The 25,636-nt window shown below is 40.1% G+C and carries 22 protein-coding genes; 7 read left to right on the top strand and 15 right to left on the bottom strand.

Annotated elements, in window-relative coordinates:
* Window positions 1-936 (top strand): LysR family transcriptional regulator, encoded by a 936-nt coding sequence (locus DCO44_RS09265; RefSeq protein ID WP_116761242.1) that lies wholly within the window; start codon window positions 1-3, stop codon window positions 934-936.
* A gap of 177 nt (window positions 937-1,113) precedes the next feature.
* Here the strand turns inward: DCO44_RS09265 and DCO44_RS09260 are convergent, their stop codons facing one another.
* Window positions 1,114-1,986, bottom strand: coding sequence for a LysR substrate-binding domain-containing protein (locus tag DCO44_RS09260; RefSeq protein WP_116761240.1), 873 nt, complete (start codon window positions 1,984-1,986; stop codon window positions 1,114-1,116).
* Window positions 1,987-2,126: 140 nt separating this feature from the next.
* Between DCO44_RS09260 and DCO44_RS09255 the strand changes: the two genes are divergently transcribed.
* The 4 genes from DCO44_RS09255 (at window position 2,127) to DCO44_RS09245 (ending at window position 7,246) form a co-directional block, all read left to right on the top strand.
* A complete protein-coding gene (locus tag DCO44_RS09255; RefSeq protein ID WP_116761238.1) occupies window positions 2,127-3,542 on the top strand; it encodes an aspartate ammonia-lyase in 1,416 nt (471 codons plus the stop codon).
* 466 nt (window positions 3,543-4,008) lie between these two features.
* Entirely contained in the window at window positions 4,009-4,797 is a 789-nt protein-coding gene (locus tag DCO44_RS09250) for a crotonase/enoyl-CoA hydratase family protein (RefSeq protein WP_416224525.1), read from the top strand.
* 232 nt (window positions 4,798-5,029) lie between these two features.
* A complete protein-coding gene (locus tag DCO44_RS16610) occupies window positions 5,030-5,191 on the top strand; it encodes a hypothetical protein (protein WP_165492945.1) in 162 nt (53 codons plus the stop codon).
* Window positions 5,192-5,434: 243 nt separating this feature from the next.
* Window positions 5,435-7,246, top strand: a complete 1,812-nt coding sequence (locus DCO44_RS09245) for a monovalent cation:proton antiporter-2 (CPA2) family protein (RefSeq protein ID WP_116761234.1) — start codon at window positions 5,435-5,437, stop codon at window positions 7,244-7,246.
* 67 nt (window positions 7,247-7,313) lie between these two features.
* Here DCO44_RS09245 and DCO44_RS09240 read toward each other — a convergent pair whose 3' ends face one another.
* From DCO44_RS09240 to DCO44_RS09175, 14 genes are all read right to left on the bottom strand, one after another.
* Entirely contained in the window at window positions 7,314-8,207 is an 894-nt protein-coding gene (locus DCO44_RS09240) for a LysR substrate-binding domain-containing protein (RefSeq protein WP_016168010.1), read from the bottom strand.
* A gap of 113 nt (window positions 8,208-8,320) precedes the next feature.
* A complete protein-coding gene (locus DCO44_RS09235; protein ID WP_116761232.1) occupies window positions 8,321-8,959 on the bottom strand; it encodes an ATP-binding cassette domain-containing protein in 639 nt (212 codons plus the stop codon).
* Between the two features lie 3 nt (window positions 8,960-8,962).
* On the bottom strand, window positions 8,963-9,646 hold the full coding sequence (modB, locus tag DCO44_RS09230; protein ID WP_116761230.1) for a molybdate ABC transporter permease subunit: 684 nt from the start codon (window positions 9,644-9,646) through the stop codon (window positions 8,963-8,965).
* A gap of 10 nt (window positions 9,647-9,656) precedes the next feature.
* On the bottom strand, window positions 9,657-10,421 hold the full coding sequence (modA, locus tag DCO44_RS09225) for a molybdate ABC transporter substrate-binding protein (RefSeq protein ID WP_165815703.1): 765 nt from the start codon (window positions 10,419-10,421) through the stop codon (window positions 9,657-9,659).
* Between the two features lie 37 nt (window positions 10,422-10,458).
* Complete coding sequence (locus tag DCO44_RS09220; protein ID WP_116761228.1) at window positions 10,459-11,685, bottom strand: molybdopterin molybdotransferase MoeA; 1,227 nt, start codon at window positions 11,683-11,685, stop codon at window positions 10,459-10,461.
* Window positions 11,685-12,608, bottom strand: coding sequence for a bifunctional molybdenum cofactor biosynthesis protein MoaC/MoaB (gene moaCB / locus DCO44_RS09215; RefSeq protein ID WP_116761226.1), 924 nt, complete (start codon window positions 12,606-12,608; stop codon window positions 11,685-11,687). Before moaCB ends, DCO44_RS09220 begins: the two co-directional genes overlap by 1 nt.
* A gap of 22 nt (window positions 12,609-12,630) precedes the next feature.
* Complete coding sequence (locus tag DCO44_RS09210) at window positions 12,631-13,161, bottom strand: molybdenum cofactor biosynthesis protein MoaE (RefSeq protein WP_116761224.1); 531 nt, start codon at window positions 13,159-13,161, stop codon at window positions 12,631-12,633.
* A gap of 5 nt (window positions 13,162-13,166) precedes the next feature.
* Complete coding sequence (locus DCO44_RS09205; protein ID WP_116761222.1) at window positions 13,167-13,430, bottom strand: MoaD/ThiS family protein; 264 nt, start codon at window positions 13,428-13,430, stop codon at window positions 13,167-13,169.
* Between the two features lies 1 nt (window position 13,431).
* On the bottom strand, window positions 13,432-14,448 hold the full coding sequence (gene moaA, locus DCO44_RS09200) for a GTP 3',8-cyclase MoaA (protein WP_116761220.1): 1,017 nt from the start codon (window positions 14,446-14,448) through the stop codon (window positions 13,432-13,434).
* A gap of 128 nt (window positions 14,449-14,576) precedes the next feature.
* Window positions 14,577-15,188 carry a molybdenum cofactor guanylyltransferase gene (gene mobA / locus DCO44_RS09195; RefSeq protein WP_116761218.1) on the bottom strand — a complete coding sequence of 204 codons (612 nt, stop codon included), beginning with the start codon at window positions 15,186-15,188 and terminating at the stop codon, window positions 14,577-14,579.
* Window positions 15,185-17,965, bottom strand: coding sequence for a nitrate reductase (locus DCO44_RS09190; RefSeq protein ID WP_116761216.1), 2,781 nt, complete (start codon window positions 17,963-17,965; stop codon window positions 15,185-15,187). Before DCO44_RS09190 ends, mobA begins: the two co-directional genes overlap by 4 nt.
* Before the next feature lie 59 nt (window positions 17,966-18,024).
* Entirely contained in the window at window positions 18,025-19,644 is a 1,620-nt protein-coding gene (nirD, locus tag DCO44_RS09185) for a nitrite reductase small subunit NirD (protein ID WP_116761214.1), read from the bottom strand.
* A gap of 14 nt (window positions 19,645-19,658) precedes the next feature.
* A complete protein-coding gene (gene nirB, locus DCO44_RS09180) occupies window positions 19,659-22,205 on the bottom strand; it encodes a nitrite reductase large subunit NirB (protein WP_116761212.1) in 2,547 nt (848 codons plus the stop codon).
* A gap of 25 nt (window positions 22,206-22,230) precedes the next feature.
* On the bottom strand, window positions 22,231-23,571 hold the full coding sequence (locus DCO44_RS09175; RefSeq protein WP_116761210.1) for an MFS transporter: 1,341 nt from the start codon (window positions 23,569-23,571) through the stop codon (window positions 22,231-22,233).
* Window positions 23,572-24,042: 471 nt separating this feature from the next.
* Between DCO44_RS09175 and DCO44_RS09170 the strand changes: the two genes are divergently transcribed.
* Window positions 24,043-24,630, top strand: coding sequence for an ANTAR domain-containing response regulator (locus DCO44_RS09170; RefSeq protein WP_116761208.1), 588 nt, complete (start codon window positions 24,043-24,045; stop codon window positions 24,628-24,630).
* Window positions 24,631-24,633: 3 nt separating this feature from the next.
* On the top strand, window positions 24,634-25,623 hold the full coding sequence (locus DCO44_RS09165) for an ABC transporter substrate-binding protein (RefSeq protein WP_116761206.1): 990 nt from the start codon (window positions 24,634-24,636) through the stop codon (window positions 25,621-25,623).
* Window positions 25,624-25,636: the final 13 nt, after the last annotated feature.

The raw sequence follows: 25,636 nt of genomic DNA, 5'->3' as shown, positions 1-25,636 counted from the left end.
ATGAGCACAAATCAAAATTTAAACTTACTGAATGAAATGGTGACATTTGTAAAAGTGGTTGAAACAGGCAGTTTTTCTGAAACGGCACGTCAGTTTGGAACAACGCCTTCTGCAATCAGTCGAGCGATTTCACGCCTAGAAAAAGCATTAGGGACCCGACTACTACAAAGAACCACCCGTAAGTTACGCATAAGTGAAAGTGGGCAAGCCGTATATGAACGATGTCTAGATATGGTAAATGCGGCTCAAGCTGTGATGGAAAGTTCGGAAAAATTTCACTCAGAACCTCAAGGTCAAATTCGAATGAGTGTGCCTAAGGCAGTTGGGCATTATCTAATTCACCCCTATTTGCCTGAATTTTTGAGACTTTATCCTAAAATTGATATTCAACTGCTTTTAGAAGATCGTTATGTTGATTTAATTGAAGATCAAGTCGACCTTGCTATTCGTATTACGGAAAAGCCACATGATGGTTTGATGGGGCGCAAACTTTTAGAAATAGACCATGTAATTTGTGCAACCCCTGAGTATTTATCAAGTTTTGGTACACCTCAGCATCCACACGACTTGAAAGAACATCAGTGTATCTATTTGGGTGAGCAAGCAATTGATTCAAAATGGAAATTTCAACAAGGAAACAAAAGCCTTTCAGTCCATGTCAAAGGTCGCTACGCGGCGAATCATACTGGAGTACGACTTGAGGCTGCTTTACAGCATCTTGGAATTGCCAGTTTGCCGTTCTTTGTAGCAAATAAGGCAATGAAAAATAAGCAGTTAACTCAAGTTTTGCCATACTGGTATTTTAAAACCTATTATAGTGGTGGAGCATGGCTGTTATACCCAGCGACAAAACATTTGCCACCAAAACTAAAAGTATTGATTGAATTTCTTGCTCAAAAATTGGAACAAGAACCAACATTGTTAAGACCAGATTGATAAAAAAACATTCAAAAAGTTGTACGATAAAGCAATTAATGGGGAAATTTAGAAATGTGAACACCGACAAAAAATAAAGATTAATGTGTGTTATTTATGCTTAAAATATTAAAATTAGGCATTGTATAAATCATTTTTTATCTATTAAATTTTTATTTATACAATGCCTAAATATTATTAATTAATTAAAGTATTCCATATATAGTCCATACGTTGAGAATATATAACTTTACTGCGAATAAGATAAACATCTTGGAAGAAGTGATAACCATCTAAGACGCGCAATTTATTTTCAGCAATTTCTTCTTCTACTAAAAGTTTAGGTAACCAAGCAACGCCTAGTCCTTGTAAAACCAAAGCTTTTAGATCTCCTGCATTGTCTGTTTCATATAAAATTCGATAATCCAATTTATCTTCAATTTCACGATCAACACATTTTCTTAAATAAGCTTGCTTACTATAAGACAATAACGGAAAATTTTGATCTAAACTGTATTTTTCATATTTATCACGTGCAGAAGCAACAGGTAAAATTTCCATTTTCACAATTTTATGAAATGCAAAAATTGCATGGTCTAACTGTTTTAAAGTTTCTTCATCACAATAGCAAATTAAGAAATCACATGAACCTTCTTTCAATAGTCGCATGCCCTGTTTCATATTGGCTGCAATAATTTCAAGTTGCAGATCTTTAATATCTGTATATAAATTGTGAATGAAATTGGGGAAAAACTGGGTAATTAATGAATGAGATACTGCGAACTTGATAGAAAGTTCATTGTTTTTAATATTTTTTTCCAGATACTTAATTGTTGTATCTAATTGATTTTGTATGTTTTTTGCTGATGATAACAGAATTTGACCAGCATCCGTAAAGTCAACATTTTTGCTATAGCGTTTTAAAATTTGAAAACCTAAAGCATCTTCAATAGCTTGAATTCTGCGTGTAAAGGCAGATTGTGTTACATGTCTGAGTTCGGCCGCTTTTGAGATAGATTTTTCTTGTTCTAAAGCTAGTAGATCCTCAATCCAACGAATTTCCAATGACATTTGCGCTGTCCATAATCTAAGCGATGTTAATAATTATACAGTGTTATGCAAAAAATGCATGAATAAATATTTTTTTACATTAGTCAGGCTAGGTCTTCTCGCTCTAAGATAAAATTATTCCCGCTATAGAGCATTTCTTAATGAATATTGAAATTAAATCACGGACTGAAAAAGATTTACTCGGTTTTAAAGAAGTCCCATTCCATTGTTACTACGGTGTACAAACACTTCGTGCATTGGAAAATTTCAATTTAAGTCCGAATAAATTAAGCCATTTCCCAATTTTCATTAAAGCGTTGGCAATGGTTAAATCTGCATGTGCAGTTTCAAATTTTAAACTAAATAAATTAGAAGAAAATAAATACAATGCAATTCAACATGCTTGCCAGCAGTTGATGAATGATTTATATCATGACCAATTCCCAATTGATATGATTCAAGGTGGTGCTGGTACTTCAACCAATATGAATGCAAACGAAGTAATTGCAAATATTGGCTTGGAATACATGGGACATGCCAAAGGCGAATATAAATATTTACACCCAAATAATGATGTAAATATGTCACAGTCAACCAATGACGTATACCCTACAGCCATTAAAGTCGGTTTATTGTTTTCTTTAGATCAACTTAACACACCGTTCCAAAGCTTAATTGACAGCTTCCGTGCTAAATCTGAAGAATTTGCGCATATCTTAAAAATGGGTCGTACCCAGTTGCAAGATGCTGTGCCTATGACTTTAGGTCAAGAGTTTGGTGCATTTGCTAATACCTTACAAAATGACTTGAATATGCTTTACAGCATCATGCCGAATGCATTAAGTGTTGTGAATTTAGCAGGTACAGCAATTGGTACAGGTATTAACACTGAAGTTGAATACCGTCTTCACGCAATTGAAGCGTTGTCACAAATTACGCAAAAGAACATTTCAAGTTCTCCTGACTTAATTGAAGCAACTTCAGACATGGGCGATTTCGTTCTATTGTCAGGCTTCTTAAAACGTACGGCGACTAAACTTGCTAAAATTGCCAACGACTTACGTTTATTGTCGAGTGGTCCACGTGCAGGTCTAAATGAAATTCACTTAGAACCACGCCAACCAGGTAGTTCAATCATGCCAGGTAAAGTGAACCCAGTAATTCCTGAAGCAATGAACTTGGCGTGTTACCAAATTATTGCAAATGACTTAGCGATTACCCTTTCTGCTGAAGCGGGTCAGTTACAGTTAAATGCAATGGAACCTTTAATTGCCTTTAAACTTTTCGAATCAATTGATTTGTTGGGTAAAGCAATGCGTATGTTCCAATTGAAATGTATTGAAAATGTTGTTGCGAATGCTGAACATTGCCAACACTTGGTAGATAACTCAATTGGTATTATTACTGTATTGAACCCATACCTTGGTTATGAAACGACGACTCGTATTGCCAAAGAAGCAAACGAATCTGGTCAAAGTATTCTTGCGCTCATTAAAGCTGAAAACTTGCTTTCTGATGAAGTTTTAGCAGATGTACTTTCAGTACAAAACATGGTACATCCTAAGCAATCTACATAATATTTTTATGTAATAGCTCAAAAAGGAACTTAGTCATAAGTTCCTTTTTTCGTCTGTATTACCCAATCAATTCAATAAGCAAAAGTTGCATCGCCATTGAGTTTTCATTCAAATAAATGAAAGCTCTACAGAATGTAGGAATATAAAAACTGCTCTTCACTCTTAGGATAAGCGATGTCGAAATAGCCAAGCTGCCAAAATATGCATCCCATACCAGCCAAGCAATTGGCTCAACATTTTAAAACCTTTTCCTTGGCAGGTTTAAAAGCGGTTGTACATTCCCAGAAGCAGAATCCACTTAATTGACCTAATATTAATCTGACTTTAAAAACAATTTTATATGCCACTGTAATTTTTGCAGTGGAGCCGATTTATATCATTTGCATACAGTTTTTCACTTTATCTTCATCAAAGTCATTCCATAATAAAAGAACATCATTAAACAAAATAACTCAGGTGTATGACGATGAATAAAATAAATGGAACCGTAAGTCGTGAAGTCCAAGATCATCTTTTATTCATTGGTTTAGACCGTGTCAGTAAACGAAATGCTTTTGATAGTCATATGATCTTGGCATTATCTCAGGCACTCACTGAATATGAAGCAGACCCATCTTTAAGATGTGCAATTATTTTTGCACATGGTGATCATTTTACAGCAGGCCTAGATTTGCTTGAACTGCAAGATAAATTGGCTCAAGGTATTTTTAATTTTACGGCGGATCAAATTGACCCTTGGGGAGTAAGTGGTAAACCCAGAACCAAGCCAGTCGTTGTTGCTGTACAAGGCACCTGTTTTACCGCAGGAATTGAGCTGATGTTAAATGCCGACGTTGTGATTGCCAGTGAAGATTGTACGTTTGCACAAATGGAAGTATTGCGTGGCATTATGCCTTTTGGTGGAGCCACAGTGCGCTTTGTCCAAGCAGCAGGTTGGCAAAAAGCGATGCCATACCTATTGACCGGGAAAAACTTTACAGCAGCCACTGCTTTAGATTTAAATCTTATTTCTGAGAAAGTTGCTTGCGGTCAACAGCTTGCTCGAGCAACTCAAATTGCTCAGGAAATTTCTACAGCAGCACCTTTGGCAGTTCAAGCTTTAATCTGCTCCGCTCAAGAAGCACAACAAAAAGGCACAGCATATGCCTTACAAAATTTAGCATCCTACTTACCTGCTTTGCTCCAGTCAGAAGATGCACATGAAGGTGTTATGGCAATGGTACAAAAAAGAAAACCTGAGTTTAAAGGAAAATAGAATGCTTTATTCAAGACCCGAAACCTTTATTCAATAAAAGACAGATACTTCACGCCAGATAAGGTTTAAGTCATAAAACACCTTTAAAACATGGATCACTCATATGAAAAAAACATAACAGAAGTTTGAAATTCTTTTCTTCTGTTATAGTTTTTTATGCAAAAAGTGTATCTACTTCAGTCGGCAAAACTTAGCCATAATCATTACAAGCCATAATAGAGTGAGTTTTGTGATGAATGATGATCAAGGTTCAAGAAAGCCAGAAAAATATGCTGACAGTTCTATTTCAGATAAAGCCTTTAAGCGAATGATTGTTTGGTTTTTCTTATACTGCGCATTTTTTTGTATCTGTGTAATTTTTGTGGTGAATGCCGACTCTGCATTTATGCCTTGATATCACAGTACAAAATAACTCTAACACGACCCTGCGTGATATTTGCATCAGAATTGAAATCTTCAAATTTGATTCTGATGCAATGCAAATTATGATGTTAAATCAGACTCATCAAATATTCTTAAAGCCAATTTGGCGTCTATAGTTCTGCACTTCAATCGGATTCAAGCTCAAATTATGATGTCCTATGACCGCATAATCAGTTAATATTTTTCAAAATAATTCAATAAATATGTGAAATATATGAGTGCAGAAGCGGATTCTATCAGTCTAATTTCTCCAGTAATCTTGCTGACTGCTGCAGTCATCGCTGTGCCAGTGATTAAACGCTTGGGGCTGAGTTCGGTATTGGGCTATTTAATTGCAGGATTAATTATTGGGCCATTTGGTCTGGCTTTTTTCTATGATTCAGCATCAATTTTACACATCGCTGAACTGGGTATTGTGATGTATCTGTTTGTGATTGGACTAGAAATGCGTCCTTCACATTTATGGAGTTTAAGAAAGGAGATTTTTGGACTCGGAACTTTGCAAATTATCGCATGTTCACTTGGACTGACTGGCGTTGGCTTAATTTATGGATATCCTTGGCAAGTGAGTTTTGTATGTGCGGCTGGTTTTGTCCTCACTTCCACCGCGATTGTAATGCAACTTTTGGGAGATCGTGGCGATATTGCACAACCTCGCGGACAAAAAATTGTCTCTATTCTTTTATTTGAAGATTTACTGATTGTACCTTTACTTGCGATTGTGGCGTTTATTGCGCCGAATCATGTCGTTGAAAGTACCTCAGTACGGTTGCAAAACATTGGCATAGGTTTAATTTCGATTGCAGGCTTAATTGCTGCTGGCTATTGGTTACTCAATCCCCTATTCCGTCTATTGGCTGCCGCGAAAGCGCGTGAAGTGATGACCGCAGCGGCATTATTGGTTGTATTAGGCGCAGCATTGCTCATGCAAATTAGTGGGCTTTCTATGGCAATGGGGGCTTTTCTAGCGGGCGTACTCCTCTCAGAATCAACCTTCCGTCATCAAATTGAAGCTGATATTGAGCCATTCCGTGGGATTTTACTTGGCTTATTTTTCCTCGGCGTTGGCATGTCCCTAGACCTAAACGTGGTGAAAAGTAACTGGCCACTCATTCTCAGTGCCGTCATTGCATTGATGTTTGTTAAAGCGGTCATGATTTATCTTACTGCGCGTTTAACCAAAAGCCCGCATATCGAAGCACTTGATCGTGCATTATTGATGGCGCAAGGTGGTGAATTTGCTTTTGTGCTGTTCACAGCAGCAATGAGCGCACAAGTGATTAGTGCTGTAGAACGTTCAAATCTCACTGCCATTGTGGTTTTGTCGATGATTCTTACACCAATTATCGGTATTCTATTTAAACGATTTACCCAAAAAACAGCACAAGTTTCATTAGACAATATCTGCATTGCAGATGGTCTTTCAGGTAAAGTCCTGATGATAGGTTTTGGTCGTTTCGGGCAAGTGACCAGCCAATTGCTACTTGCACGAGGGGTAGATGTCACAATTATTGATAATGACATCGACATGATTCAAAACGCGGAACGCTTCGGTTTTACCATTTACTATGGAGATGGTTCCCGTTTAGATATTTTACATGCCTCAGGAGCGGATACCGCTGAAGCGATTGTGGTCTGCGTAGACCATAAAGACACCACCAATAAAATTGTAGAGTTGGTACAGCATGAATTTCCTTTAACTAAACTATTGGTACGCTCCTATGACCGTGAACATGCCTTACATTTGGCCAAACAAAATGTCGATTACATGATTCGCGAGACTTTTGAGTCGGCTATGGTGTTTGGTGGAGCGATTTTAGAAGAACTTGGCGTTGACCTAAACGAGGTCGAAGAAATTAGTCGCGAAATTCGTGAACGCGACAAAGAACGCTTTGAAACAGAAGTCGCGGCAGATGATGTCTATGCTGGAATTGGTCTACAGTACACAGGCCCACGCCCGACAGCACCATTAATCACGCCTAAGCATACAGGGCAAATTATTAATGAATGCGACACACAACAGTAATCAAGATTATAAAAGTCATAAATAAAAAGAGGTCTAATTAGACCTCTTTTTATATTTTGAGAAATTTTTATCGCGCTAAAATTTCATGGCACATTTGTCTTAGCCATTGATGGCTAGTCTTATGATGACATGACATATGCCAGAATTGTTTTACGCTATACGTCGGGAATGAAATAGGCGCATTAAAAATTTGTAAATTACCGCGCGACAATAATACTTCACTCAGGTAATAAGGCACAGTGGCAATCGCATCGGACTCTTGCACCACCAAACCCACACCTAAGTAGCTTGGTAAACGCATGATAATATTGCGTTTTAGATCTAAGTTTAACAGCTCATTTTCAATATGATAATGACCAATGCCAGCATCAATATCTATATGTGACTCTGCCAGATACTGTTCAATGGTTAAATGATTTGGCGTTAAACGAGGATGGTTTTTCGCGGCAATCACCACATAGTATTGTTCAAATAACAATTGTTGATAAAAACCATTTTCCATGTGCGGCAAGAAACCAATCGCCAGATCAATTTCTCCATTTGCCATTTGGTAACTGGTTTCAGAGGTAATCGGGCGTACATTTAATCTTACATGAGGTGCATGCTGTTTTAAGTATTGTGAAATCTTTGGCAGCAACACTAAATGTGATACATCCGTCATCGCAATGTTAAATTGCTGATGTGAATTCATTTCATCAAAATCGATGGTGAAATTATTAATTAATTCAATTCGGTTTAAGGCTTCACTCACCAAAGGAAAGAGCTGTTTGGAAAGTTCCGTTGGCATCATTTCATTGCCAATACGTAAAAATAACGGATCGTTATAATGTTGACGAATTTTATTTAAGCTATTACTGACCGCAGGTTGGCTCATGCAGAGTTGTTCTGCAGCAACCGAAACACTTTTAAATTTATACACATAGAAAAAAATGCTGAGAAGTTTACAGTCAAGTTCGAACACTAAAATAGAAATCCTGATTTTATTTCAATAAGCGCATATCATCGCTTTTTTTCAGATTTACGCCAATATCAAATTCTATCTTTTTCTGTGATTGTATGTATTTTCTTAAGACTCTAAACCAATAATCTTCCCTCATGCATGGTGAAAATCTCCGCATCTAAACTTTTTAATTCATCCATATGGTGTGTGACATAAATCATAGGTAAATTTAGTTCATCTTTAATGCGTTTTAAAAAAGGCAATATTTGTTGTTTGAGTTGACGATCTAAACCTGTAAGTGGTTCATCTAAAAGTAATAAATTGGGTGACGACAATAATGCACGTCCAATACAAACACGCTGGGCTTCGCCCCCTGAAAGTTGATGGGCTTTGCGTTGAATCAGATGTTCTAATTCTAGTAATTCTATAATTTGTGCAGAGTGAAACTTGATATCTTGAGGATCTTGAAGTTTTTCTGCATATTTTAGGTTTTGTTGAACATTTAAATGTGGAAATAACAAAGCTTGTTGAAAGACTAATGCAACTTGTCGTTGATGAGGTGCTAAGTTAATTTTCTGAGATGAAGCAAATAAAGTTTGAGAACCCAATTGAATATCACCCGATAGCGGATTGAGTAATCCTGCTATATTTTTGAGCAAGGTGGTTTTACCACTTCCCGATGAACCGACAATGCCTAAAATTGGGTGCTGCATTTCAAGTTGAATATCTAAATTAAAATCAGCTCGTTGATAATGGAATTTACAGCTCAACATGACTTAAACTCCTAATCGTTTTTGATATTTCTGCAAAATCATATAATTGGCAATTAATGCACTAAAGGCTAACAGCATAGAAAGTGCAACTAAGCGTATTGCCATTTCTTCACCGTTGGGTTGTTGCAGAAATGAATAAATTGCAATCGGTATCGTGCGTGTTTCGTCTGGAATATTGCCAACAAAAGTAATGGTTGCACCAAACTCACCCAGACTACGGCTAAAACACAAGATACTCCCAATAATGATGCCAGGAATTGCCAAAGGTAAACTAATACTACAAAACACCCGTATCGGGCTGGCGCCTAAAGTTGCCGCCACTTGTTCAAGCTGTTGATTAATCAATTGAAAAGACAGACGAATAGGCTGTACCATCAAGGGAAAAGCCACAATCATTGAGGCGAGTACGGCGCCTTTCCAATTAAAAACCACCTGAATACCCAGTTCATTTAAGTAGTGCCCAATCCAGCCTTGTTGCCCAAATAAAACCAAGAGTAAATAGCCCAAAACTACAGGAGGTAATACCATCGGCATTTGTAAGATGGCTTCTAACAAAAATTTAAATCGAAACTCATAACGTGCTAAAACCCAAGCCAAAGCAATTGCAAAAGGCAGACTCAGCAAGGTCGCAAATAACGCGACTTTGGCTGATAAATATAATGCACTGAGTTCCTCTGGGCTTAACATGGATTCAGTCCTATTGTTTTAAAACAAAACCATAGCGTTGAAAAATTTGCTTTGCTTGGCTATTCGTCCGTACATATTTTTCAAACTGTATAGCATCTTGATTTGCTACGCCTTGTTGAGTAAGTGCAATAGGATAAATAATTGGATGATGTGAATTGGCTGGGAAAGTCCCAATAATTTTAACCTTCTGGCTAATGAGTGCATCGGTTTTATAGACAATTCCAACAGTGCATTCCCCGCGTTCAACAAAAGCTAAAGCAGCACGCACATCATCGGTTCCTACAATTCGACCTTTTAAAGCATTGAACCAATTCAGTTTAATTAAACTTTGCTTGGCATATTTCCCCGCAGGAACCGATTCCATTTGCCCTGTACACAGGTATCCCTGAAAAGCTCCTGCAAAGTTAAATGCTGGTTTGGCCTGAAACGGAATATTTAATTGACGCGAGCTAATTGCGACCAATTGATTCAATAAAAAAGGATGCACTTGCTTACCGCTAATTTTCTGTTTTTGTACCAGATAATTCATCCAATCTAAATCCGCAGAGAAATAGATATCGCTACCTGCACCCGCTTCTATCTGTTTGGCTAAGGCAGAAGATGCGCCAAACACAGGCACAATCTTAGTTTTTGGATATTGTGTTTGATACTGTTTGGAAATATCAGTTAAAGCATTGGTTAAACTGGCTGCGGCATAGATTTTTACTGTATCGGCATGACTTAGATTGCTCAAACAGCAAGTTGTAACAAGGACTAAAGCAGGTTTAATTTTCATACAATTCCAACCTCTTAATTTAACGATAGTGGTTTGCTTACAGAAAAATCCCTTGTACCGTTGATCCTGCACTTAAAACCTGATTTTCGGGTATTCGAACCAAACAATTCGCGTCCATCAAATTACTCAGCATATGTGATTGTTGTTTCGATAAATTTTCGACCCATAATTGTCCTTGCTCAAAATGTGCGTGCATTCTAAGAAAGCGTTCTCTCGAATCACTTTTGATGGATTGCTTTAAGCTTGCACTAAACCAGTTTGGTAATTGAGTCTGACCTTGTAATGTTTTTAATAAAGTAGCGCCATAAATTTGCATGCCGACAAATACCGCAGCGGGATTCCCCGGCAGTCCTAATAAATAGCATGCATCGCCAGATGTACGTTGATATTCTGCAAAGAGCATTGGTTTACCGGGTTTCTGTTTCACTTTCCAAAAGATTTGCTGAAAGCCCTGCTCTAATGCAACGGGTCGAACAAAGTCATAGTCTCCGACTGAAACACCACCTGTGGTCAAAATTACGTCACACTCTTGTTTGAGTTGTTGAATCAACTGTTGTAGCGCCAGTTCGGTATCTTCGACATGGTAAATGTTGACGTTTTGCTGCTGTTGTTCAAACCATGCTTGGATTAACGGGGCATTCGCATCAAAAATTTTACCCGCACTAAAATCATCTAGTGTTTTAGCGACTTCATCTCCAGTAATGACCACAGCAATTTTGGGAAATTGATAGACCTCAACCTGTTGAACTCCTGCCATCGCCAGTGCAGCAATTGCTCCAACACTTAAATACTGTCCTTGGTTTGCCAGTAGTTGTCCTTTACTGAGTTCTTCTCCTGCATCACGAATGTCGGTGTGTGCCTGTAAAGCTGCACTAATTTGAATTTGATGAGAACCCAATGGTGTGACAATTTCTTGCCGTGCAACGGTTGTTGTACCTTCAGGGATTTTTGCGCCTGTGAAAATACGTAGTGCCTGTCCATTTTCAAGTTGCAAGTTTTGATCTTGCCCTGCTCGAATTTCACCAACTAATTCAAACTTGGAATTCTCTAGGATTGGTTGATTGCTGCATATGGCATAACCATCGACCGCACTTTGACTAAACAAGGGCAAATTAATTTCAGAGTGTATATCTGCTGCTAAGTATCGATTCAATGCCTGTTGCAATGGAATACTTTCACTGGCTAATGCATGAACTCGATCTACAATAGTCGCAAGGGCTTGATCTACACTCATCAGTCCTGTTTCAGCACCACAACCCGACATTATTGATACCCTCCTGCATGGGGAATATTTTTCTGTACATCAAACAGATGAATTAATGCAGGTTGAATTGCAATGAGGGATTCTTTCGCACCCTGACGACTTCCTGGTAAAGTGATCACTAAACTCTGATCGATATAACCTGCAACACCACGGCTAAGCGCTGCATAAGGTGTACGTTTCTGACCAAAACTACGAGAGGCTTCCATCAGCCCCGGAATTTCACGTTTCATTAAGGGCTGTAAGGTTTCTACGGTAAGATCTTTCGGACCAAGCCCCGTTCCACCCACGGTTAGAATAAGAGGATACTCATTTTTTTGCTGTTCGATTAATGCCAACAGTTGTTCAGGGCTGTCTGGAATCACCTGATACGCAATCTCTTTAAAATTGGCTTCTTCAAGGATTTCCAACACATTTAAACCTGCGGTATCAGGCTTTTTGCCTGCGGCAACAGTATCGGAGAGGACAATGATTGAAGCAGGAATGGCATCTTTTAGCGCGCGAGTATAGTGAGATTTGCCCCCTTTTTTCTTCGCCAGTTTACATTGGTCTAAGCATAAATCTTCTGGTTCGCAATGTGGTTTGAGCATGTCATAGAGGGTTAATCCCGCTAGACTCACCGCGGTTAATGCCTCCATTTCCACGCCTGTTGGACCAATCGTTTCAACTGTTGCTGTAATGAAGACATGTTGCTCGAATAGTTCATATTCCACATCTGCACGGTAAATGGGTAAAGGATGACACAAGGGAATCAGTTCATCGGTACGCTTTGCTGCAAGAATTCCTGCGATACGGGCAGTTTTTAGTGCATCGCCCTTTTCAGTATTGCCATTGCGGAGCAGTTCAATACAATGTGCAGGCGCATACAAAATACCTGTTGCTACTGCGGTTCTATAGCTTTCGGCTTTCATGCCTACATTTTTCATGATGCTTTCCTATTGCTAAATATTAAACGGCTGCCGTTGCTGTGTGATGATGGTGTTGGCATGATCCATGATGGGTCTGTGACGCAACAGGCGTTGTAACGGCAGCATAATCCTGATCTTTACGGATACAGCAACCTTCTACATATTGACTGCTACCATCTGTATAAAACTCTTCTTTCCAGACAGGGACTTCATGCTTGACCCGTTCCACTGCTTCTTCACAGGCTTGGAAGGCTTCTTGACGATGTGCTGCATAAGCCATAGCAATAATTGCAGTATCGCCAATATCTAAAGCACCAATGCGGTGAACCACCCGAACATAAGACACTTGATATTTAGCTTGAATGTCTTGCTCAATGGCACGAATCATTTTTTCGGCAACAGGAGCATAAGCGGTATATTTCAATGCTTTGACCGCTTTACCTTCATGGTGATTACGTACCGTCCCGATAAATATGCCAATACCACCACATTCAGGAAAATGTTGAATACCATCAAAATCACTTTGCGTTAATGCGGTGGTTTGAACACGTGGGAAATTCTTCAAACTCATCTGACTTAACCTCCCGCCACTGGCGATAGCAATACGAGGGTCATTGCATGTTCAATAACGAAATGACGCGGGATAATGTCTTCACCCACTGCACAAGCACAGCGTTCAATCAGGTTTTTTGCTTCAGGATAAAGTGTCATGACTTGGCTTAAGGCTGCCCCGATATCACTATTGGGCGGGCTGTAAATCACAAGGTTTTCAGGCAATAATTTTTCAACTGCACCATAAGCTTCAATTTTAATTTGGATGGTTGAATTTGATTGCAACATATTAACCTCCGATCATGTGCATACTAATTTTTCTATCGGTTTGTTGGGCCTGAATGGCATGAAAACCTGATTTCTTATTCCAGATATAAGATTCAAGTTTCTGCTGTAACAGACTTGCATTTTGTTTTGTCTCAGTCTGAAGTTGCTCAATTTCAGTTTTAAGCACTAGCCCTTGGGGGGCAAATAAACAGTTATAAAATTCACCTTGAGCAGTCAGTCGAACACGATCGCATTCGCCACAAAAAGCATGGGTAATGGTGGAGATAATGCCGATTTGATGCCCATCGACCCAATACTGTCTGGCTGGGCTTCGGGTATGCTCTGTTAAGGGTTTTATACTGAATTTGGTTGCAAGCGTATCTAAAATTTGCCGTTCACTGACCACATGTTCAGTGGTCCAATGTCGGTCCCCATCCAAAGGCATAAATTCAATAAAACGTAGTGGAATAGCGAGGTCTTTTGCCCATTGCACCAAGGGAATAATTTGATCTTCATTTTTTCCTTGTATCAGTACGCTATTGATTTTAATTGGTAAACTGACGTCTAAAGCAGCTTGAATGCCTTCCAATACAGGCTGAAGCTGTTTTTGAGTGAGCTGAAAGAACTGTGCGGCATCTAAACTGTCTAAACTAACATTAATATTGTCTAGCCCTGCACGTTTTAAATCTTGCGCATATTTTTTTAAGTAATGACCATTGCTGGTCATCGAAATTTGTTTCAGTCCGATTTTTTTCAGCTTTTGTAGTTCCGCAACAAAATGCACAACACCCTGACGCATTAAAGGTTCCCCACCTGTAATGCGGATATGCTCAATCCCGTTTTGCACCATAAACTGGCAAAACTGAAACAATGCCTCAAAACTCAAAATTTGATGTTTCTTCATCCACTCAGGATGTTCAGGCATACAATAGACACACTTAAAATTACAGCGATCAGTCACTGAAATTCTAAGTTTACGCTTGCTGCGACCAAATTGATCTATAAATGCAGCATGGGTTTCTACCATAGATACTGTCATGCGTGTTATTCCATGTGGGAATGACCGAGTGCACAAAGATTGTGCTTATTTACTGATTGCACTTTCATTGTGCTAATAACTATGAATTAAGTAGCAATAAGTGTTCCAACTTTGTGCTATCTCTGGGTTTAGTTAAGAAATTGTAATTGTTGGTACTGTTGTAGTTCATCGAGTGAGTTAATACTGTGAAAAAATAGGTTTTTATGATTAAACCTTGCGACTTGAGGGTGCAGTTCAGCAAAACACTTTTTTAGACTGAACTGTTTTAGTTCAATGTTTCGGTTTAATTGCTCTAACGCACGACGCTTTAACAAACAGAATGGATACAGTGCACGTCCATTCAATTCGACATAAGCCACTTCTGCCTGTGCATTTTTTGCCAGTACGGTATGAAGTTTCTCAAGCACACGGGATGGAATGTAAGTGACATCACAAGGAATAAATAGAACATAGTCCGATGGAACATGTGTCCAAGCGCTTTTCATGCCCATCAGTGGACCTAAAAACCCAGATTCCTCATCTTGATAATAGGCAATGCTCGGCACTAATGCGCGGTAAAGTGAATAGTCACGATGACTATTGACCCAGATAGAATTCACCTTATGTTTTAGGGTTTGATGAATTTTTAAAAGTTGAATCTGATCATCAAAGGTTTGTAAAAGTTTATTCATCCCATTCATACGTCGCGCTTGTCCTCCTGCAAGAATGATAAGATCAGTGGCAGGATAAGTTTGAATCATTCCACATCCTCCGTTTGACAGGCTTTAATTAAGCCGCGAATTTCAGGTAAGCAAGAACCACAATTGCCTCCAGCTTTTAAGCAAGCTGTAACTTGCTTTTCATTGCTAATGTTTTTCTCTTTAATGGTTTCAATAATTCGATTTTTACCCACTTTGAAGCAACTACACACCAATGGGCCTTCATTGTTGTTCATCGAAATCGGTTGACCCGCCAATAATGCTTTACGATGCATGGCACTCAATCGCTCACGCTTAAATAACCCTGCAACCCAATCTCGGTCTGGCAGTAAAGCACGTGGGGCAATATATAAACTGGCAATCAAGATGCCATCTTTTAAGACAATGCTATGACTGATTTGTGCCGAATGATCATCGACATTTAGCCATTCAAAACTTTCATCTTGAAATGGTAAAAGTTCTTTTAAATGTTTGGTAATGTCATCGTATTTACGGCGATCTGCCAGTTCATAACGAACAGCTTTGGCAGTGGTCACTTTGGTCCACCACACACAGGCCTCTATAGAGGCCTTGACCATAGCGGCGTACTCATTGCGGGCATAAAATACGCCCTGCCATTGCGTATAAAAAGGGTGCAGCATCACGGGTGTGTGCTTAAATTCTGGCTCACCTGAAATAGCATCTACCACAGGATTGACCACGCGACCAATGCGGGCATCTGAAGCAACTTGATCGTTCCAATGGATTGGGGCAAAAACTTGCCCACGACGGATACCTTGAGAAATAGCAGTTTTTAAAACACAGCGTCCCCAAGTCGATGCAACTTCGACCAAGTCACCTTCTTTCAAGCCATATTTCAAAGCATCCTGCGCATGAATCTCACAAAATGGTTCTGCTCGATGTGTACTTAAGTTGGCCGATAATCCTGTTCGACTCATGGTATGCCACTGATCACGAATACGACCTGTATTCAACGCCAGAGGATATTCACTGGTACAGGCATTTACAGGAGCAATATTTTCTACAGCAATAAATTTGGCTTTACCATCAGGATGGCTAAATTTCCCATTGGCATAGATGTGTCGTACAGTTTCAATAGATTGTTGTTTATCCCATACTGGCCACTGAGTTGGATTTAGATCATCGTATTCTTGTAAGGTTAAGCCTGTTAAACCTTGTAAATTAAAATAACGGAAGGTCTTTGATTCATCACGTTGTGCTAAGGGGACATTTTCACTGGCTGAAAGTTGTGCATGCTCGTTAAAAATTTCACTGACATTTTCAAAATTAAAACCAGAGAATCCCATTCTTTTTGCCACTTGCGAAACTGTCCACCAGTCTGCTTGAGCAATTCCCGGTGCATCTAAAAATGCCCGTTGTCTGGAAATACGTCGCTCAGAATTAGTCACCGTGCCATCTTTTTCTCCCCAGCCTAAAGCAGGCAGTAAAACATCGGCAAATGCTGTCGTATCGGTGTTCTGGCAAATATCCGAAACCACCACAAAAGGACATTTTTCTAAGGCACGTTTGACCTGATCTGCATTGGGTAAACTCACCACGGGATTGGTGGCCATAATCCAAAGTGCTTTAATTTTGCCACTTTCAACGGCTTCAAATAAATCAACTGCTTTTAATCCAGCAGATTTAGCAATGACGGGACTTTGCCAAAAGTTTTGCACCAATTGCTGATGTTGAGGGTTATCAATATCTAAATGAGCTGCCAACATATTGGCTAAACCACCCACTTCACGACCACCCATCGCATTCGGCTGACCTGTCATTGAAAATGGTGCTGCCCCAATTTTCCCAATTTTCCCACTATATAAATGGCAATTGGTAATGGCATTGGCTTTATTCACGCCTTGTGAAGACTGATTGACCCCCATTGAAAATAAGGTCATTACTCGTTCAGTCTGTGCAAATTTGGCATAAAACTGTTGTAATTTATCCAGTGTAATTCCTGTTTGTTGAGCAACATCTTCAAGATTTTGTTCTACTTGGCTACTCTGTAAAGCAGCTTCAATCCCTTGCGTATATGCATCAATAAAGGATTGATCGGCACATCCATGTTGATACAAATATTGTAGGAGTCCATTAAACAGAGCGATATCTTGCCCCGGAAGAATGGGTAAATGTAAATCGGCTTGCTCACAAGTACTGGTAAAACGCGGATCAACCACAACCACAAAAATATCGCGTTCGGCTTTGGCTTGCATAATCCGTTGATACAATACGGGATGGCACCATGCCGTATTTGAACCCACCAAAACCACCATATCCGTTTGTTCAAAATCTTGATAACTGGCAGGAACAATGTCTTCACCAAAAGCCCGTTTATGTGCTGCCACAGCAGAAGACATACATAGACGGGAATTGGTATCAATATTGGCTGTCCCTAAGTAGCCTTTTACGAATTTATTCACCACATAATAATCTTCGGTCAGTAATTGCCCCGATACATAAAATGCGATGCTTTCAGCCCCATATTGCTCTATACAAGTTTGGAATTGCTGCGCAATTTGATTGAGTGCAGTATCCCAAGTTGTGATTTTTTGCTGTGTATTTCTTCCGAGCATGGGCTGCAATAAGCGCGTTTCTAACCCAAGGGTATCCGCCAAATTACTGCCTTTAATACACAATTTTCCATAGTTGGAGGGATGTGACACATCCCCCTCTACACTAACAACTTGACCTTGCGCCGTATGCTTGACATGTGCGACCACACCACACCCCACGCCACAGTAAGGACAAGTGGTTTTTGTGCTCTCGGTTACTGGAGCAGTCGAACTTTGGAGTTCCACAAATGGAATACTGGTCATACGGTGCTCCCTCTTCTTAGGTTAAAACTCATGGCAGCAAAAATATAATGGTTGTTGAATTAGCCTACTTTTTTTAATGCAAAATCCCGACCAAAAAGCAGTTTATTGCGAATATTGGAAATTGGGGTTTGATCTGCAATTAATTCGGCATACCAAGCGCCATCTTCCGTATCTCCAAACAAGACCGCTCCAATGACTTTGTCCTGTTGAATAATGATGCGTTTATAAATTTGACGTTTTTCATCATTTAAAATGATGTCTTCAAAATCTTCTTTAGGCTCAAAATTCCCTGCCGAAAATACATCGACACCGCTGACTTTTAATTGGGTCGGAACCGTTGGGGCTTTAAAGGTCAAACTGCCATGTTCTGCCAAGTGACTTGCACAAATAAAAGCTTGTCCCCATAAAGGCTCGACTAAACCAAAGGTCTGACTGCGATGTTCAATACATTCACCCACTGCATAAATACTTGGGTCAAAAGTTTGCATGGTGTCATTCACCATGACGCCACGGTTGGTTCTGAGTCCTGCGCTTTGCGCTAGGCCAATATTCGGGCGAATACCGACTGCAAAGACCACCAAATCTGCATCTAACACAGTACCATCTTTTAAACGCACTTGGCTGACTTGACCATCTGTACCGATTAGCTCTTCAGTATTGGCTTCGGTAATAATCCGAATTCCTTTTTGTTCAATACTATGGCGAAGCATTTGACTGGCACGATCATCCAGTTGACGTTCCATAATTCGATTCATTAAATGTAAAACGGTGACATTCATGCCACGGCGTTTTAAACCATATGCCGCTTCTAAACCAAGTAAACCACCACCAATCACCACGGCATTAGGTTTGTTTTTACAATATTCCAGCATGGTATTGACATCATAGATATCACGGAAACTCACGACACCTTTTAGATCTGCGCCTTTTACTGGTGGCACAAAAGGTTTAGACCCTGTGGCTAAAATGAGTCGGTCATAATCCACCACAATGCCTGTTTGGGTATGTACTTGTTTGCGTGGACGATCAATTTTGACGGCAGGATCATCTGCAATAAAACGCATACCTTTGTCGCGATACCATGCATGTGGATGTAGCATAATGTCTTCAACTGTTTTTTCACCTGATAACACTGGCGACAGCATAATGCGGTTATAGTTGCCCCACGGTTCTTCACCAATGACGGTAATTTCATAACGATCTGGTGCCATATCCAATAAATCTTCCAGACAGCGCATACCTGCCAAACCATTTCCAATCAAAACCAACTTCATTTTTTCTGAAGAAGGTCCATTGTTGGTGATATAAGTCTTTTGTGCTGTAGGACTCACCCAAACACGACCATCCTGAATTTTGGTTGGGAACACCAGTAGTTTTTGATCTTTATCTTCTAAGCAACGTCCAGTGGCTAAACTAAAATGCTGCTTATAAATGGGCGATGCAATGACGCGTTCACCTTGTAAGTCGCCAATAATGCCACGGCTCATGACATTGGCTTGGCTGAAAGGATCTTTATTGCTCAGTGCATAAACGCGTTTTTCTGTCCCTACACGGAACAAAGCTATCGCTTGTCCTTCAACCAAAGCCCCTACACCCGTATTCGGGGTGATGTCATTTAAATCACAGACCTCAACCCAGTTTTGATCTGGAAGCATATTTTTATCATTTAAAATAGTCATTTGCGTTCTCCTTATTATGCTTCAACCATTGGAATACGGTCTTCAGCGCGTTCTGCGCTGTTTAATGGGCGAATTTGTCCGCGTTCTTGGGTAAATTGAATATGCGGATCAGCTTGCTGCTCAGCATTGGCATTGATATAGGTTTGGAAACGTTTACGAATTTCAGGGTTCTCAACTGCGGTACGCCATTCATCTTGATAAGTCCCAACAATGTGCTGCATACGACGTTCAAGTTCTGTGGCTAAACCCAGTGAATCTTCAATAATCACGGATTTTAAATAGTCTAAGCCACCTTCCATGTTGTCGCGCCATACACTGGTACGTTGTAAACGATCCGCGGTTTGAATGTAGAACATAAAGAAACGGTCGATATAGCGAATCAGCATTTCGGTATCTAAGTCAGATGCAATCAATTCTGCATGGCGTGGTTTCATGCCACCATTACCACAGACATAGAGGTTCCAACCTTTTTCAGTGGCAATCACGCCAACATCTTTACCTTGAGCTTCTGCACACTCACGGGTACAACCCGAAACTGCCATTTTTAATTTATGTGGTGAGCGTAAACCTTTGTAGCGGTTTTCGAGGAAAATGGCTAAACCGACTGAATCATCCACACCATAACGGCACCATGTACTGCCGACACAAGATTTAACCGTACGTAATGATTTGCCGTAAGCATGACCAGATTCAAAACCTGCGGCATTCAACTCTTCCCAAATCAACGGCAGTTGATGCACTTGCGCGCCAAACATATCAACACGTTGCCCGCCCGTAATTTTGGTGTACAGGTTGTATTTTTTGGCAATTTGACCTACAGCAATTAAGCCATCTGGTGTGACTTCACCTCCTGCCATACGTGGTACAACGGAGTAAGAACCATCTTTTTGGATGTTTCCTAAGTAGTAGTCGTTACTGTCTTGTAAACCTGCATGACTTGGTTCAAGTACGAAATCATTCCAGCAAGAAGCCAAAATGTTTGCAGCCGTTGGTTTACAAATATCACAGCCCAAACCATGCCCATGCTGATGAATCAAATCGTCGAAGGTTTTAATTTCATTCACACGAACCAAGTGATACAGCTCTTGACGTGAGTATGGGAAGTGTTCGCAAATATGATTATTGACCGTGACGCCTTGACGTTGTAATTCAGACTTCAATACCTGCGTTACTAATGGTGCACACCCTCCACAAGCCGTCGCAGCTTTGGTACATTTCTTTAACGCACCCAAAGAGGTCGAGCCGTCACTAATGGCTTGGCAAATATCGGCTTTCGACACGTTATTACATGAACAGATGGTGGCACTGTCTGGCAGTAAATCGACACCGCTACCGCCTGCTTTGGCGCCTAAGTCCGCAAACCCTGGCATAATGAGACTTTCTGGAACTTCGGGTAATGCCAGACCGTTCAGCATCATTTGTAGCAAGTCGCTATATTCTTTGGCATCACCCACCAATACAGCACCCAAAAGTTGGGTTTTTTCTGCATTCACCACGATTTTTTTATATACCAATGCAGCTTCATCGGCATAGAAATAGCTTAACGAATTTGGAGTCATGGCATGTGCATCACCGATAGATGCGACATCTACCCCCATTAACTTCAATTTGGTGCTCATGTCTGCACCAGCGAAAATATTGCATTCTTGCTGCATCACATGCTTGGCTGCAATACGTGCCATGTCATAGCCCGGTGCCACTAAGCCAAAAATTTTATTGTTCCAAAGCGCACATTCACCAATGGCATAAATATCTTCATCACTGGTTTGGCAATAATCATTAATCACAATACCGCCACGTTCACCAATGGCTAAACCACTTAAACGTGCAAGTTCATCGCGTGGGCGAATACCTGCCGAGAATAAAACGATATCCGTTTCGAGTTCTGAGCCATCGCCAAATTTCATTACATGAACTGCGGATGCCCCATCTTCAATACATTGAGTGGCTTTTTGGGTATGAACTTTAACCCCGAGGTTTTCAATTTTAGTGCGTAGTACTTTGCCGCCTAAGTCATCAATTTGCACGGCCATTAAGCGTGGCGCAAATTCCACCACATGCGTTTCTAGGTTCAGGTCACAAAGTGCCTTTGCGGCTTCTAGTCCCAATAAGCCACCACCAATCACCACCCCTGTTTTTGCATTTAAACTGGCAGCTTTAATGGCATCTAAGTCTTCAATGGTACGGTAAACAAAACAGTTTTGACGTTCATTACCCGGAATTGGCGGTACAAAAGCATAAGAACCTGTGGCTAAAATTAATTTGTCATAGCTAAGTGTTTCACCCTGATTGGTGGTCACGGTTTTATTGAGGCTATCAATTGCAGTGGCTTTGGTATTTAAACGCAGGTCTATTCCATAGGCATCGGCAAAGTCTGCACGTGCAAGTGATAAATCTTTGGCAGTTTTACCAGAAAAGTATTCAGTTAAATGCACGCGGTCATATGCCAAACGTGGTTCTTCTGCCAAAATGGTAATTTCTACTTCGTCACCTGCCTGCTCAAGTACACTCTCGATGAACTTGTGCCCGACCATACCGTGACCAATCATAAGTAGTTTCATATTCTTTCTCCTTAAATTTTTTTACTTATGCCATGTTGTTACGATCAAGCACGGCTTGTTCAAATAGACGTTGTTCTTTCTCTTTATGTTCAACCGAAAAGCGAATCATGAGCACAAAACTTGCTGCAATCACCACCAGTCCACCCAGAACCATGAGGCAAGTTTGAATATCTAAGACACCTTTGAGGAGGAAGCCTGCTGCAACCGCACCCACGTTGCCGCCTGCGCCAATAATGCCTGCAACCCCGCCTAAGGCATCACGATCAATAAATGGCACCAATGCATAGGTTGCGCCGCAAGCCATATGGGTGAACAAGGCAAACACTGTCATGGTTAAAATGGCCAACATCGCAGTGTTCATTTGTGAGAATACGATCAGGAACAGACCTTCCATAAGGATCATGCCGAACAAGACTTTAGTACGACCATCCAAACCCTTTTTGGTTGCCACTTTGTCAGAAATAATGCCACCCAAAGCACGAGCAAACAGTGCCAAAAGTCCGAAAATACCCGCAGCCAAACCTGCTTCTTTTAGTCCAAAGCCAAAGTTTTCGACGTAGTACATGGCCACAATGTTATGAATAAAAATTTCGATACCAAAGCATGCCGCGTAAGAGCCAAATAGAATCCAGACACGATAGTTACGGGCTGCATGCATTAAGATGTTTAAGCCACCTTTTTTCTCACTGCCAACTTGAATGCCTTGAGCGCGTAATTCCTTAAAGTTGCCTTGTGGGCAATCTTGTGTGTATTTCCAGTACAGCCCGCCCACAATCAGCATCATGATGCCAGGAACAAGTAAGGCAATTCTCCACCCCATAGCTTGTTCGACACCGAACATCACTAAAGCTGAAAGTAGAAGTGGCATTAAAGCTTGAGTGGCACCACCACCTGCATTTCCCCAACCCGCAGTAGTTGCATTTGCAGTCCCGACAACATTCGGGGCAAACATAATGCTGGTATGGTATTGAGTGATGACGAAACTTGCGCCAATTGCACCGATGAGCAGTCTAAAGAACAGAAAAGATTCATAACTGTTGGCCGATGCAACGCCAAATACAGGAATGCTGCCAAGAATAAGTAATGCGGTATAAGTTTTACGTGGACCGTATTTGTCACAGAGTGGACCAACAATCAAGCGAACCAAAATCGTAATCGCAACGGCTGCAATATTAATATTCGCAATTTGATCTTTAGTCAGATGAAATTCGCCTGCGATGACAGGCATGAGCGGTGCACAGGCAAACCATGCAAAGAAGCAGACAAAAAAGGCGAGCCAACTCATGTGGAAGGCTCGCATCGCTGAAGTCTTAAAATTAAAAAGACTTATTGTTGTGGCTTTTTTCTCATATAAATTTGAAGACATAACCCTCTCCTTCCTGAACTGAACGTATATAAATTCCCACTCGGCAGGTTTCTCTGCTTTACAGGTCGATCAGAACGGACATCGTTGGCCGTCTTACAAATTTTTTAAGAGTCGTCTTTGACTCATAAGGGATAATGCAATTGCTATGCCAATATTAATACCATTAACTTAAGTTACTATTTTATTTGAATAAATTTATAAATAACTATGTTTTCTTATATTGAAGCTGAAATTATGTTCAATCTCAAGTATTGGATAATTACTAGAAAAACATCGGAATTTGAGCTTCTGCCACTAAATTGCACATTTTGCTTTGTAATGGTGCACAGATAAATTTTAGGATTTGCTTATTTGTATTGTTTTGTATGTTTAATCACCAAAATGGTACATCGGCATGTTTATTGCTTGTTAATGCTACAAAATAAACATCAGTTCTGCCCTGATTAGCAGCCCAATAGCGATAGCTCAAATATGCCAAAGCTTAAAATTGCCCTGATTGATGATGATCAAGATCGTGCCAACTATATAAAAGATTCACTGCTTCAGCACGATTTTGACGTGGTGGCCTGCTTAACCATCGATCATTTAAATATGTTCAAATTAGAGCACTTACAGGCCGATGTCATTTTGCTGGATATGGATCATCCGCATCGTGACATTATTGAAAGTTGTGTGAGCCAGTTTGATTTACCGACTGTGCTGTTTACCCAAAACAGCCAAAAAGAGATGATTAAAAGTGCCATTGATGCTGGAATTACCGCTTATATTGTCGATGGTATTGATCCTGCAAAATTGGACAGTATTTTAGAGATTTCTATTGAACAGTTCAAAAAGCATAAGAAATTACTGACAGATTTAAAGGAAACCCAGAATAAACTGGCCGATCGTAAAGATGTCGAGAAAGCCAAAGTTCTTTTGATGCAACTGCATCAACTCACTGAAGATCAAGCATTTCAATTACTCCGTAAAAATGCCATGAGCCATCGAATTACTATGGGAGAAATGGCACGTCGCCTACTCGATGCGCAAGAATTACTACAAACCAAGTTGAAGGATTAAGCTATGCTAGAACTCGAAAAAACACATATTCAACTTGGCTATATTCCATTGCTCGACTGTATTTCTATACTTTGGGCAAAACATTGTGGTTATTTTGATGAGCTTGGATTAGATGTCACACTGGTTAAAGAAGCCTCTTGGGCCAGTCTGCGAGACCGTTTGGCTTTTGGATTATTAGATGCAGCACACTGTTTATCAGGTATTTTACCCGCAGCCTCAATAGGCACAGATCATATTGGCATTCCGTTTCAAACACCTTTGGTTTTAAGTGTAAATCGCGCTTATATCAGTTTAAGTCAGAAATTATGTTTTGATCTGGGCATTACCCATAACGACACCGCAACGGAAGTCGCAGCTAAAGTTGTTGCCGCGATTCAAAATGGACAAAATATTCAATTGGCACATGTATTTGCCAATTCTATTCATCATTTTTGCATTCGTGAATGGCTCGCATTGGCAGATGCAGAATTAGCCCAAAGCATTAAACTCAGAATTTTACCGCCACCTTATATGGTAGAAGCATTGAGCAATAATGTGATTGATGGTTTCTGTGTTGGGGAGCCTTGGAATACTCAAGGCGAAGTCTTAGGATTGAGTCAGATCGTGGCTTCTAGCCAGAATATCATTCCTGAAATTGCCGATAAAGTGTTAGCTGTGACCAAAGAATGGGCTACAGCACATCCGAATACTTTACAAGCAATTACTCAAGCCATTCAAAAAGCACAGCATGAAATCAAAACCATGCAGGATTTTAGCCAGATTTGGGCATTATTAACTGAATATGAGGTTTTACAATTTGAGTGTTCAGATCGTATCCATGTTCAAGAATTTTATAAAATTCAGAATATTATCCGAAATTTAATTGAAGATACGGCTACCCCTAAAGTTGAAGATTTTGAATGGCTGATTCAGCAAATGGCGAAATGGAGCAATGTTCAAGTGAATCATGCTGAGCTTAAAAACTTAAGTCAGCAATGTATCATTCAACTTTAGCTTTTATGGCTTA

It is taken from the genome of Acinetobacter sp. AM (assembly GCF_003105055.1).
GTDB classification, from domain to species: domain Bacteria; phylum Pseudomonadota; class Gammaproteobacteria; order Pseudomonadales; family Moraxellaceae; genus Acinetobacter; species Acinetobacter tibetensis.
The sequence above is the reverse complement of the archived record's forward strand: the minus strand, read 5'-3'. Positions and strand labels throughout refer to the sequence as shown.

Excerpts from the sequence above, each read along its gene's own strand:
- DCO44_RS09265 (WP_116761242.1), top strand. The coding sequence starts at position 1 with ATGAGCACAAATCAAAATTTAAACTTACTGAATGAAATGGTGACATTT.
- DCO44_RS09260 (WP_116761240.1), bottom strand. The coding sequence starts at position 1,986 with ATGTCATTGGAAATTCGTTGGATTGAGGATCTACTAGCTTTAGAACAA.
- DCO44_RS09255 (WP_116761238.1), top strand. The coding sequence starts at position 2,127 with ATGAATATTGAAATTAAATCACGGACTGAAAAAGATTTACTCGGTTTT.
- DCO44_RS09250 (WP_416224525.1), top strand. The coding sequence starts at position 4,009 with ATGAATAAAATAAATGGAACCGTAAGTCGTGAAGTCCAAGATCATCTT.
- DCO44_RS16610 (WP_165492945.1), top strand. The coding sequence starts at position 5,030 with ATGAATGATGATCAAGGTTCAAGAAAGCCAGAAAAATATGCTGACAGT.
- DCO44_RS09245 (WP_116761234.1), top strand. The coding sequence starts at position 5,435 with ATGAGTGCAGAAGCGGATTCTATCAGTCTAATTTCTCCAGTAATCTTG.
- DCO44_RS09235 (WP_116761232.1), bottom strand. The coding sequence starts at position 8,959 with ATGTTGAGCTGTAAATTCCATTATCAACGAGCTGATTTTAATTTAGAT.
- modB (WP_116761230.1), bottom strand. The coding sequence starts at position 9,646 with ATGTTAAGCCCAGAGGAACTCAGTGCATTATATTTATCAGCCAAAGTC.
- modA (WP_165815703.1), bottom strand. The coding sequence starts at position 10,421 with ATGAAAATTAAACCTGCTTTAGTCCTTGTTACAACTTGCTGTTTGAGC.
- DCO44_RS09220 (WP_116761228.1), bottom strand. The coding sequence starts at position 11,685 with ATGTCGGGTTGTGGTGCTGAAACAGGACTGATGAGTGTAGATCAAGCC.
- moaCB (WP_116761226.1), bottom strand. The coding sequence starts at position 12,608 with ATGAAAAATGTAGGCATGAAAGCCGAAAGCTATAGAACCGCAGTAGCA.
- DCO44_RS09210 (WP_116761224.1), bottom strand. The coding sequence starts at position 13,161 with ATGAGTTTGAAGAATTTCCCACGTGTTCAAACCACCGCATTAACGCAA.
- DCO44_RS09205 (WP_116761222.1), bottom strand. The coding sequence starts at position 13,430 with ATGTTGCAATCAAATTCAACCATCCAAATTAAAATTGAAGCTTATGGT.
- moaA (WP_116761220.1), bottom strand. The coding sequence starts at position 14,448 with ATGACAGTATCTATGGTAGAAACCCATGCTGCATTTATAGATCAATTT.
- mobA (WP_116761218.1), bottom strand. The coding sequence starts at position 15,188 with ATGATTCAAACTTATCCTGCCACTGATCTTATCATTCTTGCAGGAGGA.
- DCO44_RS09190 (WP_116761216.1), bottom strand. The coding sequence starts at position 17,965 with ATGACCAGTATTCCATTTGTGGAACTCCAAAGTTCGACTGCTCCAGTA.
- nirD (WP_116761214.1), bottom strand. The coding sequence starts at position 19,644 with ATGACTATTTTAAATGATAAAAATATGCTTCCAGATCAAAACTGGGTT.
- nirB (WP_116761212.1), bottom strand. The coding sequence starts at position 22,205 with ATGAAACTACTTATGATTGGTCACGGTATGGTCGGGCACAAGTTCATC.
- DCO44_RS09175 (WP_116761210.1), bottom strand. The coding sequence starts at position 23,571 with ATGTCTTCAAATTTATATGAGAAAAAAGCCACAACAATAAGTCTTTTT.
- DCO44_RS09170 (WP_116761208.1), top strand. The coding sequence starts at position 24,043 with ATGCCAAAGCTTAAAATTGCCCTGATTGATGATGATCAAGATCGTGCC.
- DCO44_RS09165 (WP_116761206.1), top strand. The coding sequence starts at position 24,634 with ATGCTAGAACTCGAAAAAACACATATTCAACTTGGCTATATTCCATTG.